This is a genomic window from Rhodoferax sp. LS1R11 (assembly GCF_056521395.1).
Genome location: NZ_JBWMAW010000001.1, coordinates 70,788 through 85,838 on the forward strand (window position 1 = coordinate 70,788; position 15,051 = coordinate 85,838).

Genomic DNA, 15,051 nt, shown 5'->3' on the forward strand with positions numbered 1-15,051 from the left:
GCAAAGTCGGGGCCATGTTCTCTTACAAAGCCATTTCCCCTTCTGTTGAAAGACAAATCGCGGCGCGAGGTGAATCCTTGCTTCAGCGCGCGGTGGCCTCACCCTGGGTGAGCTACGTGGAGTCGGGGCGCGTGGCGCTGGGCGTGATGGAGGGCGGGGCCATGGAACACCAACTGGGCGTGGTGGAGGGGCCTTGCTGGCTGGAGGCCACGTCGGCGGTGCTGAACCTGCCCAATGCCGTGGACGCCGTGGCTGAGACTGAAGTCTGTTTTCGCCGGGTCCCGGTGGCCGAGTTCCGCCGAACCCTGGCCGAGATGCCCGCATCCGCCCAGGATGTGTTGCACGACGTGGCCATGGCCCACCGCCAGCAAACCGAACTGACCGTGAGCCGCCTTGCCAAAGACGCCGAGGCCCGCTGCGCCGAATGGCTGCTGCGCAATGCGCAGACCGGTGACAAAGGCACCATGGCCGTGCAGTTGCAGCAGCGCAAGCGAAGCATCGCCGCGCAACTGGGCATTGCGCCGGAGACGCTGTCACGCGTGTTGCGTCACTTGCGTGAGCGCAGCATGATCAGCGGCTCGGGGCGAATATTGAATCTGGACGACCCCACGGGTTTGAGATCGCTGGCCGGGGTTTGAGCAGGCCAGGCGCCTGCGCTTGCAAGGTGTCAGGGTTTTAAATCAACACAAGGGGATGAGATGACACACGCAAGTAAAAACGGTTTGAAACTCACGGCGCTGGCTACGGCCATGCTGACACTCGGTGCCTGTGGCGGCGGTGCTGAAATTGTCAACGTCAAGCCGTCCTACCTGGGCGCGGTGGCGACGGCCAGCTACGATGGCAGCAGCGATGACTTGCTGACCGCAGGTCTTGGCAAAACCGGGCTGGGTGGGGCGGCTCCGGCGGTCGCCGTCCCGTTGGCGCCGACCGCGGCGGAATTGCGCAAGCTGGCCATCTTCAACAACTACCGCGCCATCCTAGACATCACGGCGGCGGGCGGCTACGGCACGCTGTACGGCCCCAACGTCGATGCCCAAGGCGTCGTGACCACCAATGAAGGCAAGATTGCCGGTACCGAATACATCGCCTACTCGGATGACGGCACAGGTCGCCAGAACATCACGATGCTGGTGCAGGTGCCGTCCACCTTCAACCCGGCCAGCCCGTGCATCGTCACCGGCACCTCCAGTGGGTCGCGTGGCGTCTATGGCGCCATCGGCTCAGCCGGTGAGTGGGGCTTGAAAAACGGCTGCGCCGTGGCCTACACCGACAAAGGCACCGGCAACGGGATTCATGACCTGCAGAACAACACCGTCAGTGTCCAGAACGGCATTCGAACCGACGTCACGGTGGCCGGCAAAGACTCGATATTTACCGCCAACATGACCAGCGCCGAACTGGCCGCTTTCAATACGGCAACGCCCAATCGTTTTGCCACCAAGCATGCGCATTCGCAGCAAAATTCGGAAAAAGACTGGGGCAAGTGGACGCTGCAATCGGTCGAGTTTGCCTACTTCGTCCTGAATGAAAAATACGGCGATCTGGCCTCTGATGGGGTGAGTCATCTGAAAAAGCTGACGCCGTCCAACACCATCGTGATTGCGTCCAGCGTCTCCAACGGTGCAGGCGCGGCACTGGCCGCAGCCGAGCAGGACACGCGCGGCCTGATCAGCGGCGTGGCGGTGGCGGAGCCTGAAGTGCAACTGGCGCCCGACAGCCGGCTGAGCGTCACCCGTGGTGCGACGACACTTGTCGGCACCGGCAAGCCGCTGTATGACTACTTCACACTGGCCAACCTCATGCAGCCCTGCGCTGCGCTGGTGTCAACAGCCACGAATGTGTTCAACACCGTCAACGCAACGATTGCGACCAACCGCTGCAGCGCCCTCAAGGCCGAAGGACTGATCACCGGGACCACGACGGCCGATCAGGCCGCCAGCGCCATGGCCGCTTTGGTGGCGGCGGGCTGGCAGCCTGAGAGCAACGCTTTTCAAGCATCCCACTATTCATTCGCGACACTCCCGGTGGGGTTGACCTACGCCAATGCGTACGGTCGATTCAGCGTGAAAGACAACTTGTGCGGCTTCAGTTTTGCCGCAACCGGAGCGGGGACATCGATCACCCCGAACTCACCCGTGGCGGCGTCTGCTGTGACCTTGGCCACTTCTTTTGGCGCAGGCAATGGCGTGCCGCCGACGGTAGGCATCAACATCGTCAACAACAACAGTGTGGGCGGTCCCCTGCTGGACGCTGCTTCCCTGTCAGCGGGCGGGGTGCAGGACTACAACATGGCAGGCGCACTGTGCCTGCGGGAACTGGCCACGGGCACCAGTGCCAACGCCGTGCGCGTCCAGCAGGGCATGGGTGAAGTCGTGCGCAGCGCGAATTTGCGGGGCAAGCCGGCACTCATTGTGCAAGGCCGCGCCGACACGCTGCTGCCAGTGGCTTTCACGGGGCGGCCCTACTTCGGCATGAACAAAATAGTGGAGGGGTCCAACAGCAAACTGGCCTACATCGAAGTCACCAACGCCCAGCATTTCGACGCGTTCCTGGCTTTCCCCGGCTATCCCGATCGCATGGTGCCGCTGCACCGGTACTTCATCCAGGCGATGGACATGATGTATGCGAACCTGAAAACCGGTGCCGCGCTGCCCGCCAGCCAGGTGGTGCGCACCGTGCCGCGTGGCCTGACGGGTGCGGTTGCCAACCCCATCACGTTAGCCAATGTGCCGGCCATCAAAACCGTGGCCGACACGGCGGACCGGATCACTTTTGCGAACAATGTGGTGACGGTAGCCGACTGACCGCAGAGCAGCTTGACGGGCAAGACGGGTCAGGCCAACGCCGCCAGCACATGCTCCGCCGTGGCGGGAGCTGTCAAGCGCACGGGCTGTCCATCCCCGCGCGCTTGCGCCACGGCGTCGCGCAGGGCCTCATACACGCTGATGGCCAGCATGAAGGGTGGCTCGCCCACGGCCTTGCTGCCGAACACGTTGTCCTCCCGGTTGGGCTCGGGCCACAGGTCCACCTTGAAGTGCTCGGGCACGTCGCCCGCCGTGGGGATTTTGTAGGTGCTGGGGGCGTGGGTGCTCAAATGCCCCTTGTCGTTCCAGACCAGCTGCTCGGTGGTGAGCCAGCCCATGCCCTGCACAAAGCCGCCTTCGATTTGCCCGAGGTCGATGGCCGGGTTGATGGAGCGGCCCACGTCGTGCAGGATGTCCACCTTGAGCACGCGGCTCTCGCCGGTGAGGGTGTCGATGGCGACCTCGGTGCATGCGGCACCGTAGGCAAAGTAGTAGAACGGCCGCCCCGTGAGCGTAGCTTTGTCGTAGTGAATTTTGGGCGTGCGGTAGAAGCCGTCGCTCCAGAGCTGGATGCGGTTGGCGTAGGCCGCTTTCACCACCTGGTCAAACGAACGGGTGCTGGTGGGCGAAAACACCTGCCCACCTTTAAAGCGGATGGCGCCAGCGCCGCAACCGTCCAGCCCGGCCACAAAAGCGCTCAGGTTGTCACGCACATGGCGGGCGGCAAACTGGGCGGCGCGACCGTTCAGGTCGGTGCCGGCCGAGGCGGCGGTGGCCGAGGCATTGGGGATTTTGCTGGTGTCACTGGCAGTGGCCAGCACACGGTGCAGTGGCACGCCCAGCTCGTCCGCCACGATTTGTGCCACCTTGGTGTTCAGGCCCTGGCCCATCTCGGTGCCGCCGTGGTTGACCTGAATGCTGCCGTCCAGGTACACATGCACCAGCGCCCCGGCCTGGTTGAAGAGCGTGGCGGTGAAGGAGATGCCAAACTTGACCGGCGTGATGGCGATCCCCCGCTTGATGACCGGGCTGCCCTTGTTCCATAAAGAAATGGCCTGTAGCCGACGTCGGTAGTGCGAAGTTAGCTCTAATTTTGATAGCAATGGCTGGAGGATGTTGTCCTCGACCTTCATTTGGTAGTGTGTGGTGTCGCGCCGTTGCGGGGGCTGTGCGGGGCCGGTCAGTAGCTCGTCCGAATACAGGTTGCGCAGCCGCACGTCAAGCGGGTCCAGGCCCAGGTGGCGGGCGATGTCGCCCAGGATGGCCTCGATCACGATCATGCCCTGTGGCCCGCCAAAACCGCGAAACGCGGTGTGGCTCTGGGTGTTGAGCTTGCAGCGGTACGAGGCAATGGCCACGTCTTCCAGGTAGTAGGCGTTGTCGGCGTGGAAGATGGCGCGGTCCGCCACCGGGCCGGAGAGGTCGGCGCTGAAGCCGCAGTTGGCCGCCATCATCAGCTGCAGGCCCTGCAGGCGCCCGGTGTCGTCAAACCCGGCGGTGTACGTGTAGGCAAACGGGTGGCGCTTGCCGGTGATCATGAAATCCTCGTCACGGTCCAGCCGCAGCTTGACGGGGCGCTGCAACTTGTTAGCCGCCACCGCGGCCCATACCGCCAGGTGCCCGGCCTGCGTCTCCTTGCCGCCAAAGCCACCGCCCATGCGCCGGCACTCCACGCGCACGGCGTGGTTGTCCAGCCCGAGGGCGTGCGCCACCCAGTGCTGCACCTCGCCGGGGTGCTGCGTGCTGGCGTACACCACCCACTGGTGCTGTTCCTGCGGCAGCACGTAAGCCACCTGGCCTTCGAGGTAAAAGTGTTCCTGGCCACCGACATCCAGCGTGCCGCTCAGGGTGTGAGGGGCTTGGGACAAGGCCATGGCTGCATCACCGCGTTTCACAAACACGGGTGGCAGCACGTAGCTCTGCTGCGCCAGCGCATCCTGGACCGTGAGGATGGCGGGCAGGGCATCGATGTCCAGTTTGATGCGGCGCGCCGCGTGCCGCGCCTGCATCACCGTGTCGGCCACCACCACACCGACCACCTGGCCGATGTGCTGCACCGTGTCGATTGCGAATACGGGTTCGTCGCCCGCAAAGGCCGCCAGCATGGGGTCACCGGGAATGTCCTGCGCCAGCACCACGCCGTGCACGCCGGGCATAGCCAAAGCAGCACGGGCATCGACGCCGCGCAGCTTGCCGTGGGCCACGGTCGAGAGAATCGGGGTGGCGTACAGCGTGCCGCGCACTTCGGGTATGTCGTCCACGTAGGTGGCGGCACCGGCAACCTGCGCGGCGGCACTCTCATGCACGTGGGATTGACCGGCGGCGCTCATGCGGTTTCTCCTTCCAGCGTGAAGGATTCCAGGTTGATCTGTTGCAGGCCCTGGCTCTCCAGCCAGAAGCGTTGCAGCAGGTTGCCCAGCACCTGCACGCGGTAAGCGGCCGAGGCCCGCATGTCCGAGATGGGCGCAAATTCGCCGCGCAGGGTGGTCATGGCGATTTGCACCGTGGCCAGCGTCCAGGCCTGGCCGGTCAGGGCCGCCTCGGTCTTCGTCGCCCGCACCGGAGTGGCCGCCACGCCACCGACCCCGATGGAGGCGCTGACGACCCGGCCGTCTTTCAGATGCAGGTTCAGGGCCAGGCAGATGGCCGAGATGTCGTCCTCAAAGCGTTTGGAAATCTTGTAAACGGTGGCGCGTTCAGCGGGCACGGCCTTGGGCACCTTGATCCACGCCAGCACTTCGTCAGGCGCCATCACGTTCTGGCGGTAGCCGGTGTAGAGCTGCTCCAGGGGCAGCTCGCGGTGACCCCGGATGCTCATCAGCACCACGTGGGCGCCCAGCGCGATCAGCAACGGCATCGAGTCGCCAATGGGTGAGCCGTTGGCCACATTGCCGCCCAGCGTGCCGGCGTTGCGCACCGGCAGCCCGGCAAAGCGGGTGGCAAAGGTGTGCAACTGCGGGCGGTCGGCCACCAGTGCGGCAAAGGCGTCGGTCAAGGTCACCGCTGCGCCGATGGCGAGGTGGTGTGGGTAGTCTTCAATACGTTGAAGCTCCTGCACGCGGCTCACGTCCAACACCTGCTCAAACTGCATGTACATCTTGTTGACCCACAGGCCGACATCGGTGCAGCCCGCCACGATCTGGGCCTGGGGGTGGGCCGCGCGGGCCGCCAGCAGGGCGGCGAGGCTGCGCGGTGAAATATATGAAGAATCGGGCTGTAGCCCTCGTGTATCCTGCGCAAGCAGCTCCATTTTTTGTAGCAGAGAGGTTTCGTCCACACGCACGGGCGGCAGTTGCGCCATGGCTTGTGCGGCGTCCAGAATCGGCCGGTAACCGGTGCAGCGGCACAAGTTGCCCGAGAGTTCCTGTTGGGCCATTTCCCGTGTGATGGGCTCGCCCTGGCACACATGGTTTTGGTACATGCCAAACAGGCTCATGACAAAACCGGGGGTGCAAAAGCCGCACTGGCTGCCGTGGCATTGCACCAGGGCTTGCTGCGCGGGGTGCAGCGTGCCGTCCTGGGCGGCCAGGTCTTCGGCGGTCCATAGCGCCAGGCCATCCACCGAATGCGCCATGCGGATGCAACTGTTCACCGCGCTGTAGTGGATGTGTTCGCCCCGGGCCTCGCCCAGCACCACGGTGCAGGCGCCGCAGTCGCCCTCGTTGCAGCCTTCCTTGGTGCCGGTGCAATGCAGGTCTTCACGCAGCACCTGCAGCAGGGTACGGGTCGGAGGGACGTCGTGCAGCGAGATAATCTCGCCGCGCCGCACGAATCGGAGGGCTTGGGTGTTCATGGGCGTTTCAGTGGGCTCGGAGTTACAGCGCTAGGGTAAAACACGACAGAGGCCGCGTTTATATGGGCTAGCATATGACATCAATGCAAACACAGGTATGAGAGACCACGCCCTTTTCGACAAGATAGACCTTCACTTGATCAGGGTCCTGCACACCGTGTTAACTGAACGTAGCGTTTCCAAAGCCGCCATCCGACTGGGCATGCACCAGCCGGCGGTGAGCGCGTCGCTCAAACGTTTGCGTGAGTTTGCGGGCGACCCCCTTTTGGTGCGCTCGGGCGCAGGCATGGTGCCCACCGATGCGGCCCTGCGGATGATCGAGCCCGCGGCCAGTATTCTGCGGGCCGCCGAGATGCTGTTCTCCGATGCCCGGGGTTTTGAGCCCGCGTCGGCATTCAACACCTTTCGCGTGGCCGCCAGCGATTACCTGGACCCGCTGTTTTTGCCGCAACTGGTGGCGCAGATCAAGTCACAAGCCCCCCTGTGCTGCATTGAAATTTACCCCCTGTCGGCCGCGTCGGACTACCGCGCCCAGCTCGCGCAGGGTGAGGTGGACGTGGTCATCGGCAACTGGGCCACGCCGCCGGACGACTTGCATCTGGGGCGACTCTTTGGCGACGAGGTGGTGTGTCTGGTGGCCGCCAATCACCCGGCGGTGCGCCGCGGCTGGGACACGCCGGCCTGGCTCGCTGCCGACCACATCGCGCCCAGTGCCACGCACCCCGGCGCCAAAGGCGTGATTGACGACTACCTCGACTCGCAGGGCCTGCAGCGCAACATCACGGCCCGCTGCCCGCACTTCGGGCTGATTCCGGCCATGGTGGCATCAACATTGCTAGTTTTGACCACAGGCCGCCAGTACTGCGAGCGTTATGTGGACCGCCTGCCTGTCAAAATTCTGCCGTGTCCGATTGAGTTCCCGAGAATGATGTATTACCAGCTTTGGCACAAACGCACGCACACCTCGGCTTCGAGCCGGTGGTTGCGCGAGCAGGTCAAGGCCGTCGCCGCCACTTTGAAAAAGAACGAGAAAGCCCCCGCCGCATGACCACTCCCCGACTTCAGCTTGCGGGCATCACCAAAAGCTATCCTGGCGTGGTGGCCAACAGCAACGTGTCGCTGACCGTCCTGCCCGGCGAAACCCATGCGGTGCTGGGTGAAAACGGCGCTGGCAAATCCACGCTGATGAAGGTCATCTACGGCTCGGTCAAGCCCGACGCGGGCACGGTGCTGTTCAACGGCAAGCCGGTGCACATCCGCAACCCGCAGGAAGCTCGCGCCCTGGGCATCAGCATGGTGTTCCAGCACTTCAGCCTGTTTGACACCATCACCGTGGCCGAGAACGTCTGGCTGGGCCTGAACAAAAGCCTGAGTCTGCTGGAGGTGACCCGCAGCATCACCGCCAAGGCGGCTGAATATGGGCTCGACATCGACCCCAGCCGACCGGTGCACACCTTGAGCGTGGGCGAAATGCAGCGCGTGGAAATCATCCGCGCCTTGCTGACCCACCCGCAGTTGCTGATTCTGGATGAACCCACTTCAGTGCTCACGCCGCAGGCGGTGGACAAGCTCTTTGTGGTGCTGAAGAAACTGGCCTCCGAGGGTTGCAGCATTTTGTACATCAGCCACAAGTTGCATGAAATTCGGGAGCTGTGCAATGCCTGCACCGTGCTGCGCGGGGGCAAGGTCACCGGCGTGTGCAATCCGGCGCAAGAGAGCAATGCTTCGCTCTCCAAAATGATGATTGGTGCCGAGCCACCCCAGTTGACCCGCCATGCGCCCCAGGTGGGCGCTCCCGTGCTGCGTGTGCGCCAGCTGAAGTTGGCCCGCGAAGACCAGTTTGGCGTCGATCTGGACGGCATCTCTTTGGCAGTCCGCGCGGGTGAGGTGGTGGGCATTGCCGGCGTGTCGGGCAACGGTCAGAAGGAGTTGCTCTACGCGTTGTCGGGTGAAGATGTGCGCGCTGCGCTGGGGTCCATCCACATCGGTGAGGTCGATGCGTCGCACCTTCATCCGGGGGGGCGGCGCAAGCTGGGCCTGCATTTTGTGCCTGAAGAGCGTTTGGGCCGCGGTGCCGTGCCCACGCTGGGGTTGGCGCACAACCTGCTGCTCACGCGCAATGAATCGATTTCCTGGCCGCGTTTTGCCGGTGGCTGGATTCGCCTGGGGCAGCTCGAAGCCCATGCGGCTGAAATCATCCGCCGCTTCAATGTGAAGGCGGGTGGCCCGCGCTCGGTGGCGCGGTCACTGTCAGGCGGCAATTTGCAAAAATTCATTGTGGGTCGCGAGATTGACGCCAAGCCCAAACTCTTCATCGTGTCGCAACCCACTTGGGGGGTTGATGTCGGCGCCGCGGCGCAGATTCGTGGCGAAATTCTGGCGCTGCGCGACGCCGGTTGCGCCGTGCTGGTGGTCAGCGAAGAACTCGATGAGTTGTTTGAACTCAGCGACCGCCTGCATGTGATTGCGCGCGGCCGTCTGTCGCCGTCGGTGCCCATCGCAGAGGCCACCGTCGAGAAAATTGGGGAGTGGATGAGCGGCTTGTGGCATGAGAGCGTGCAGCCCCATCTGGCGCATCTGGAGGCGGCTCATGCTTAAGCTCGAAGCCCGGCCCCAACCCTCTGCGTTGTGGAGTTATGCCTCACCGCTGCTGGCCTTGTTGCTCACGGTGCTGATTGGCATCGGCTTGTTTGTGGCCTTGGGCAAAGACCCGGTCAGTGGCTTGATCGTGTTTTTCTGGGAGCCCGTCAAGAACGCCTATGCGCTAGGAGAACTGACCGTCAAGGCCACGCCCTTGCTGCTGATTGCGCTGGGGCTGGCCGTGTGTTTTCGCTCCAACGTGTGGAACATTGGCGCCGAGGGGCAGTACGTGCTGGGTGCCATTGCCGCCAGCGGTGTGGCGCTGCTGGCCGACAAAACGACCGGCGGCTGGATTGTGATGCCCATCATCCTGGCGGGCATTCTGGGCGGCATGTTCTGGGCCGGTATCACCGCGTGGCTGCGTGACCGCTTCAACGCGAGCGAAATCCTGGTCAGCCTGATGCTGGTCTACGTGGCCGTGCAAGTGCTGAGTTACCTGGTGGCAGGCCCGTGGAAAGACCCGCAGGGTTACAACTTTCCCCAGACCCGTAACTTTGACCTTGTCACTCGCATTCCGCGTCTGTTTACTGGCTCGCGGGTGAGCATCGGCGTTTTTCTGGCGCTGATCGGTGTGGCCGGGGTCTGGATATTTTTGTTCCGTACCCGTGCAGGTTTTGCACAGCAGGTGGGCGGGCTGGCGCCTGCGGCAGCCCGCTACGCCGGGTTTTCTTCGCGCCGTGCCTTGTGGGTGGCCTTGCTGGTGTCGGGCGGCATGGCCGGGCTGGCCGGTGCGCTGGAGGTGGCAGGGCCCATCGGGCAGTTGACGCCCTATGTGCCGGCGGGTTATGGCTTTGCCGCCATCATCGTGGCCTATGTGGGGCGGCTGCACCCGGTGGGCATGGTGTTCTCCGCCATTTTGATGAGCATGTTTTACATCGGTGGCGAGTTGGCGCAGTCACGCCTGGGGCTGCCCAAATCGCTCACGGGGGTGTTTCAGGGCTTGCTGCTTTTCACCTTGTTGGGCTGTGACACGCTGGTGAACTACCGCTTGAAGTGGAAGAAATAATGGAATCCTACGCACTGCTCATTGCCGCCACGCTCAATGCGGGTACCGTTCTGGCCCTGGCGTCGCTGGGGATGTTGATCAATGAAAAGGCCGGCATCGTCAACCTCGGTGCCGAGGGCATGATGCTGTGCGCCGCCATTGCCGGGTTCGCGGCGGTGGTCCATACCGGCAGTGACCTGGCCGGTTTTGCCGCCGGCATGGGCGCAGGCGCCTTGCTGGCGCTCATCTTTGGTGGGCTGGTGATCTGGCTCAACACCAACCAGTACGCCACCGGTCTGGCGGTGAGTCTGTTTGGCGCGGGGTTTTCTGCCTTTGCCGGCATCAGCTACGTGCAGCAGCAAATGCCGGCGCGGCCCAGTTTTGACATCCCCTACCTGTCGGACATTCCGCTCCTGGGTTCTGCTTTTTTCAAGCACCATCCGCTCGTGTACCTGACGGTTGTGTTCGCGCTGGGCCTGATCTGGTTCCTGTACCGCACCCGGGCTGGCCTGGTGTTGCGCAGCGTCGGAGAAAGCCCCGAGTCGGCCCATGCGCTGGGCTATCCGGTGCGCCGCATCCGGCTGATGGCCGTGGTGGCGGGCGGGGCGCTGTGTGGTTTGGCAGGGGCTTACATTTCGATCATCTACACGCCCTTGTGGGTCGAAGGCATGGTGGCGGGCAAGGGCTGGATCGCGCTGGCGCTGACCACCTTTGCCACCTGGCGTCCGGCCCGTGTGCTGTTGGGCGCGTACCTGTTTGGTGGCGTGACCATGTTGCAGTTTCATTTGCAGGGGGTGGGTGTCGAGGTGCCCAGCCAGTTTTTGACCATGCTGCCCTACGTTTCCACCATCGTGGTGCTGGCGCTGATTTCGCGCAATCCGCAGTGGATTCGCATCAACATGCCGACCTCGATTGGCAAGCCTTTTTACCCTGGTTCCTGATGTTTCCCGGTTCATAATTGAACTTTTCTTTAACTGTCGCAACCCCCTCCCAAGAAGGATTTGACATGACCGACCTGCAAAAACGTTCGTTGCTGAAGATCGCAGCACTCACCGCCGTGGCATCCGCCGCGCTGGTTGGGTGTGGCAAGAAGGAAGAGCCCGCACCGGCCCCTGCGCCAGTCGCGGCAGCGCCTGCGCCGGCTCCCAAGGCTGAGCCCCTGAAAATTGCCTTTGCCTATATTGGCCCGGTTGGCGATGGTGGCTGGACGTTCGCCCATGACAATGGTCGCAAGGCCCTTGAAAAAGAATTCGGCGACAAGATCAAGACCTCATTTGTCGAGAACGTGCCTGAATCGGCCGACGCCGAGCGTGTCATTCGCGACATGGCTGGCCAGGGCAACAAGCTGATTTTCGGCACCACCTTCGGTTATATGGAGCCCATGCTCAAGGTCGCGGCTGACACCAAGGACGTGAAGTTCGAGCACGCCACCGGCTACAAGCAGGCCGAGAACATGCGCACCTACGACAGCCGCACCTACGAAGGGGCCTACATGGCAGGGGTGATCGCTGGCAAGATGACCAAGACCAACACGCTGGGCGTGGTGGCTTCGGTGCCAATTCCTGAAGTGGTGCGCAACATCAACGCCTTCACGCTGGGCGCCCAAAGCAGCAACCCCAAGGTCAAGACCAAGGTGGTGTGGGTGAATGGCTGGTTTGACCCACCGAAGGAAACCGAAGCGGCCACCTCGCTGATCAATGGCGGCGCTGACGTGCTGTTCCAGAACACCGATTCGCCCGCCGTGCTGAAGACGGCCGAGGCCAAAGGCAAGCGCGCGTTCGGCTGGGATTCCGACATGACGGCCTACGGCCCCAAAGCCCATCTGGCGTCCAGCATCATCAACTGGGGCCCCTACTACATCAAGGCTACACAAGAAGCCCTGGATGGCAAGTGGACCGGTGGTACCGCAGCCTGGTGGGGCGTGAAGGAAGGCGCGATTGACATCGTGTCGATTGCCGAAGACGTGCCGGCCGAGACCAAGGCCAAAGTAGACGAAGTCAAGAAAGGTCTGGCTGACGGCAGCTTCGTGATCTGGAAGGGCCCGATTCTTGATAACACCGGCAAGGTGCAGATCGCCAAGGATGCGGTGGCGGATGACAAGTTCCTGGGCGGCCTGAACTTCTACGTCAAGGGCGTGGAAGGCAAAGTGCCTGGTGGCAAATAAGCTTTAGCAGATGGATGGGAAGGCCGCCTGCGGGCGGCTTTCCTTTTTACGGAGAGAACCCATGCTTGAAAAAATCAGACCGGTCGCGGTCGACCGCCTGCCCGAGCTGTTGCGGCGCATGCCCAAGGCGGAGCTGCACATGCACATTGAAGGTTCGCTGGAGCCGGAGTTGATGTTCGCCCTCGCTCAGCGCAATGGGGTTGCCATGGCCTACCCGGATGTGGAGGCGTTGCGTAGCGCCTACGTGTTCGACAACCTGCAGGACTTTCTGGACATCTATCACGCGGGTACGATGGTCTTGAAGACCGAGCAGGACTTTTATGACATGACGCACGCGTACCTGGCGCGCGCTGCGGCCGACAACGTGTTGCATACCGAGCTGTTTTTTGACACGCAGACCCATACCGGCCATGGCCTGAGTGCCGAGACGGTGATCAATGGCCTGCACCGGGCTTGTGCCGAGGCGCCACAGCGCCACGGCATGACGGCGTCGTTGATTCTGTGTTTCCTGCGCCATTTGAGCGAGGAGGAGGCCTTCGAGTGCCTGGAGCAAGCGTTGCCGTTGCGTGACAAGTTGGTGGGCATCGGCCTGGCATCGAGTGAGATGGGGCACCCCCCCGAGAAGTTTGCGCGCGTGTTTGCCCGGGCCCGCGAACTGGGTTTCCGTTTGGTCGCCCATGCGGGCGAGGAGGGGCCTCCGGCCTACATCTGGAGCGCACTTGATGTGCTGAAGGTCGAGCGCATTGACCACGGCGTGCAGGCCATGAAAGATCCCTTGCTGATGGCGCGCCTGGTCAGGGACCGGATTGCGCTGACGGTGTGTCCGCTCTCCAACCTGAAACTACGGGTGTTTCCTGACCTGGCGCAGTCCAACCTGGGGCACCTGCTGGACGCCGGCATTGTGGCCACGGTCAACTCGGATGATCCGGCCTACTTTGGCGGCTACATCAATGAGAACTTCACCCAGGCTTTTGCAGCGCTGGGGCTCACTGCACCGCATGCTTACCAGTTGGCCCGAAACAGCTTTGCTGCCAGCTTCATTGAAGAAGGCGAACGCAGCCGCCATATTGAGTGTCTGGACGGTTTTTTTGAGTCATTTCGCTGAGGGCCGGATGCCGGGCGCGTGATTCGCGACCTGGCGGCCCCGGACATGACCCTGTTCAACCAGAACGTGGACGTGATCGCTTTTCACACCGGCTCGCATAGTCCTTATTCGGCGCTGCATATGAGCGGTACCGGGGCGAGCGGGTAAGCTCCCGTCCATGAAAGCTTATCGCGCCGCCATCCTCCGTTTTGCCCCCGACTGCGAGCCCCACCACTCGGCCGTCTTTGAAGAAGACGGCCTGCTGGTGGTGGGCCCGGACGCCGCGGGGATGCAGCTCGTTCAGGCCGTGGGGCCGTACCGTGATCTGAAAGACCAGTGGCCGGGCGTGGCGGTGGAGCACCTGCCGGGGCGCATCATCGCGCCCGGTTTTGTGGACCTGCACGTCCACTACCCGCAAACCAATGTCATTGGCTCACCCGCCGAGGGCTTGTTGCCGTGGCTGGAGAACTACACCTTTCCTGAAGAAAAACGCTTTACAGCGCCCGACTACAGTGCGCAGGCAGCTACGTTTTTCATAGCGGAGCTGTTGCGCAACGGTGTCACCACGGCGCTCAGCTTTGCCACTTCGCACACCGAATCGGTCAACGCGCTGTTCAGCGAAGCGCAGGCCCGCCAGATGCGACTGATCACCGGTCTGTGCCTGATGGACCGCAACGCGCCTGCCGACGTGCTCAACCGTGCCGGGCCCGGTGGCTCGCCGGACGCCACCGAGCAAAGCCTGATCGACACGGAGGCGTTGATCCAGCGCTGGCATGGCCAGGGCCGCCTGGGCTACGCCATCACGCCACGCTTTGCGCCCACCTGCAGCGACGCCCAGTTGCGCGGCATGGGGGTGTTGGCGGCCCAATACCCGGATGTCTGGATTCAGTCCCACGTGGCTGAAAACAAGGACGAAATCGCCTGGGCGCGCGAGTTGTTTCCGGCCTCCAGCAGCTACCTCGCCACCTACGCCGACTTCGGGCTGATGCGCGAGCGCGCCATCTATGCCCATTGCATCCACTTTGACGACAACGACCGCGCCCTGATGCGTGACACCGGGGCCGCGGCGGCAGTCAGCCCCACCAGCAACCTGTTTCTGGGCAGCGGTTTCTTTGACTATGCGGGGGCGGACCGCGTCGGTTTTCAGTACGGTCTGGCCAGTGATGTGGGTGGGGGCACCAGCTTCAGCCCGTTTCACACCATGCTGGCGGCGTATTACGTGGGACGGGAAGGGCAGACCAAGCCCGGGTTGTCGCTGTCGCCGCAGCACTTGTGGTGGCAGCACACGGCGGGCGCCGCCGCCGCCTTGGGGCTGGATGGTTCGCGTGGTCGGGCGGCGGTCGGCAACCTGCAACCGGGTTGCGACGCTGACTTTGTGGTGCTCGATCCGCAGGCCACGCCCTTGCTGGCGCGCCGCACGGCACAGGCCAACAGCCTGGATGAGATGCTGTTTGCCATGATCGTGCTGGGGGATGACCGTTTGATCGAAAAAACCGTTATTTCTCAAGCCATTTAGGCCTCTAGCCCTTGTCGGTAGTGCGGGAGTAGCTATTAAATTAGTAGCGTTTACAATCAGGCCAA

The 15,051-nt window shown here is 63.0% G+C and carries 11 protein-coding genes; 9 read left to right on the forward strand and 2 right to left on the reverse strand.

The window, feature by feature from the left end; all coding sequences use genetic code 11:
* The first annotated feature begins 14 nt into the window (after window positions 1–14).
* Entirely contained in the window at window positions 15–638 is a 624-nt protein-coding gene (locus AC097N_RS00330; protein ID WP_479578744.1) for a Crp/Fnr family transcriptional regulator, read from the forward strand.
* A 60-nt stretch (window positions 639–698) separates the two neighbouring features.
* Complete coding sequence (locus AC097N_RS00335; protein ID WP_479578745.1) at window positions 699–2,804, forward strand: D-(-)-3-hydroxybutyrate oligomer hydrolase; 2,106 nt, start codon at window positions 699–701, stop codon at window positions 2,802–2,804.
* Between the two features lie 29 nt (window positions 2,805–2,833).
* Here the strand turns inward: AC097N_RS00335 and xdhB are convergent, their stop codons facing one another.
* Window positions 2,834–5,134 carry a xanthine dehydrogenase molybdopterin binding subunit gene (gene xdhB / locus AC097N_RS00340; RefSeq protein ID WP_479578746.1) on the reverse strand — a complete coding sequence of 767 codons (2,301 nt, stop codon included), beginning with the start codon at window positions 5,132–5,134 and terminating at the stop codon, window positions 2,834–2,836.
* Window positions 5,131–6,597, reverse strand: a complete 1,467-nt coding sequence (gene xdhA, locus AC097N_RS00345) for a xanthine dehydrogenase small subunit (RefSeq protein WP_479578747.1) — start codon at window positions 6,595–6,597, stop codon at window positions 5,131–5,133. The genes xdhB and xdhA overlap by 4 nt, the downstream gene beginning before the upstream one ends.
* A 97-nt stretch (window positions 6,598–6,694) precedes the next feature.
* Here xdhA and AC097N_RS00350 point away from each other — a divergent pair, with 97 nt between their 5' ends.
* The 7 genes from AC097N_RS00350 to guaD all read left to right on the forward strand — a co-directional run bounded on the left by AC097N_RS00350 (window position 6,695) and on the right by guaD (window position 14,986).
* The gene (locus AC097N_RS00350; RefSeq protein ID WP_479578748.1) at window positions 6,695–7,645 is read left to right on the forward strand and encodes a LysR family transcriptional regulator; all 951 of its coding nucleotides are present in this window, start codon (window positions 6,695–6,697) and stop codon (window positions 7,643–7,645) included.
* A complete protein-coding gene (locus AC097N_RS00355) occupies window positions 7,642–9,195 on the forward strand; it encodes an ABC transporter ATP-binding protein (RefSeq protein WP_479578749.1) in 1,554 nt (517 codons plus the stop codon). The genes AC097N_RS00350 and AC097N_RS00355 overlap by 4 nt, the downstream gene beginning before the upstream one ends.
* Window positions 9,188–10,243, forward strand: a complete 1,056-nt coding sequence (locus tag AC097N_RS00360) for an ABC transporter permease (protein WP_479578750.1) — start codon at window positions 9,188–9,190, stop codon at window positions 10,241–10,243. The genes AC097N_RS00355 and AC097N_RS00360 overlap by 8 nt, the downstream gene beginning before the upstream one ends.
* Window positions 10,243–11,163: an ABC transporter permease gene (locus tag AC097N_RS00365; protein ID WP_479578751.1), complete on the forward strand. Its 921-nt coding sequence runs from the start codon at window positions 10,243–10,245 to the stop codon at window positions 11,161–11,163. The genes AC097N_RS00360 and AC097N_RS00365 overlap by 1 nt, the downstream gene beginning before the upstream one ends.
* Window positions 11,164–11,228: 65 nt before the next feature.
* A complete protein-coding gene (locus AC097N_RS00370) occupies window positions 11,229–12,386 on the forward strand; it encodes a BMP family ABC transporter substrate-binding protein (RefSeq protein ID WP_479578752.1) in 1,158 nt (385 codons plus the stop codon).
* Window positions 12,387–12,447: 61 nt separating this feature from the next.
* Entirely contained in the window at window positions 12,448–13,491 is a 1,044-nt protein-coding gene (locus tag AC097N_RS00375; protein ID WP_479578753.1) for an adenosine deaminase, read from the forward strand.
* A 157-nt stretch (window positions 13,492–13,648) separates the two neighbouring features.
* Window positions 13,649–14,986: a guanine deaminase gene (gene guaD, locus AC097N_RS00380; RefSeq protein ID WP_479578754.1), complete on the forward strand. Its 1,338-nt coding sequence runs from the start codon at window positions 13,649–13,651 to the stop codon at window positions 14,984–14,986.
* Window positions 14,987–15,051: the final 65 nt, after the last annotated feature.

Bases quoted from the DNA above. Each gene is read 5' to 3' on its own strand.
- AC097N_RS00330 (WP_479578744.1), top strand. From the start codon at position 15: ATGTTCTCTTACAAAGCCATTTCCCCTTCTGTTGAAAGACAAATCGCG.
- AC097N_RS00335 (WP_479578745.1), top strand. From the start codon at position 699: ATGACACACGCAAGTAAAAACGGTTTGAAACTCACGGCGCTGGCTACG.
- xdhB (WP_479578746.1), bottom strand. From the start codon at position 5,134: ATGAGCGCCGCCGGTCAATCCCACGTGCATGAGAGTGCCGCCGCGCAG.
- xdhA (WP_479578747.1), bottom strand. From the start codon at position 6,597: ATGAACACCCAAGCCCTCCGATTCGTGCGGCGCGGCGAGATTATCTCG.
- AC097N_RS00350 (WP_479578748.1), top strand. From the start codon at position 6,695: ATGAGAGACCACGCCCTTTTCGACAAGATAGACCTTCACTTGATCAGG.
- AC097N_RS00355 (WP_479578749.1), top strand. From the start codon at position 7,642: ATGACCACTCCCCGACTTCAGCTTGCGGGCATCACCAAAAGCTATCCT.
- AC097N_RS00360 (WP_479578750.1), top strand. From the start codon at position 9,188: ATGCTTAAGCTCGAAGCCCGGCCCCAACCCTCTGCGTTGTGGAGTTAT.
- AC097N_RS00365 (WP_479578751.1), top strand. From the start codon at position 10,243: ATGGAATCCTACGCACTGCTCATTGCCGCCACGCTCAATGCGGGTACC.
- AC097N_RS00370 (WP_479578752.1), top strand. From the start codon at position 11,229: ATGACCGACCTGCAAAAACGTTCGTTGCTGAAGATCGCAGCACTCACC.
- AC097N_RS00375 (WP_479578753.1), top strand. From the start codon at position 12,448: ATGCTTGAAAAAATCAGACCGGTCGCGGTCGACCGCCTGCCCGAGCTG.
- guaD (WP_479578754.1), top strand. From the start codon at position 13,649: ATGAAAGCTTATCGCGCCGCCATCCTCCGTTTTGCCCCCGACTGCGAG.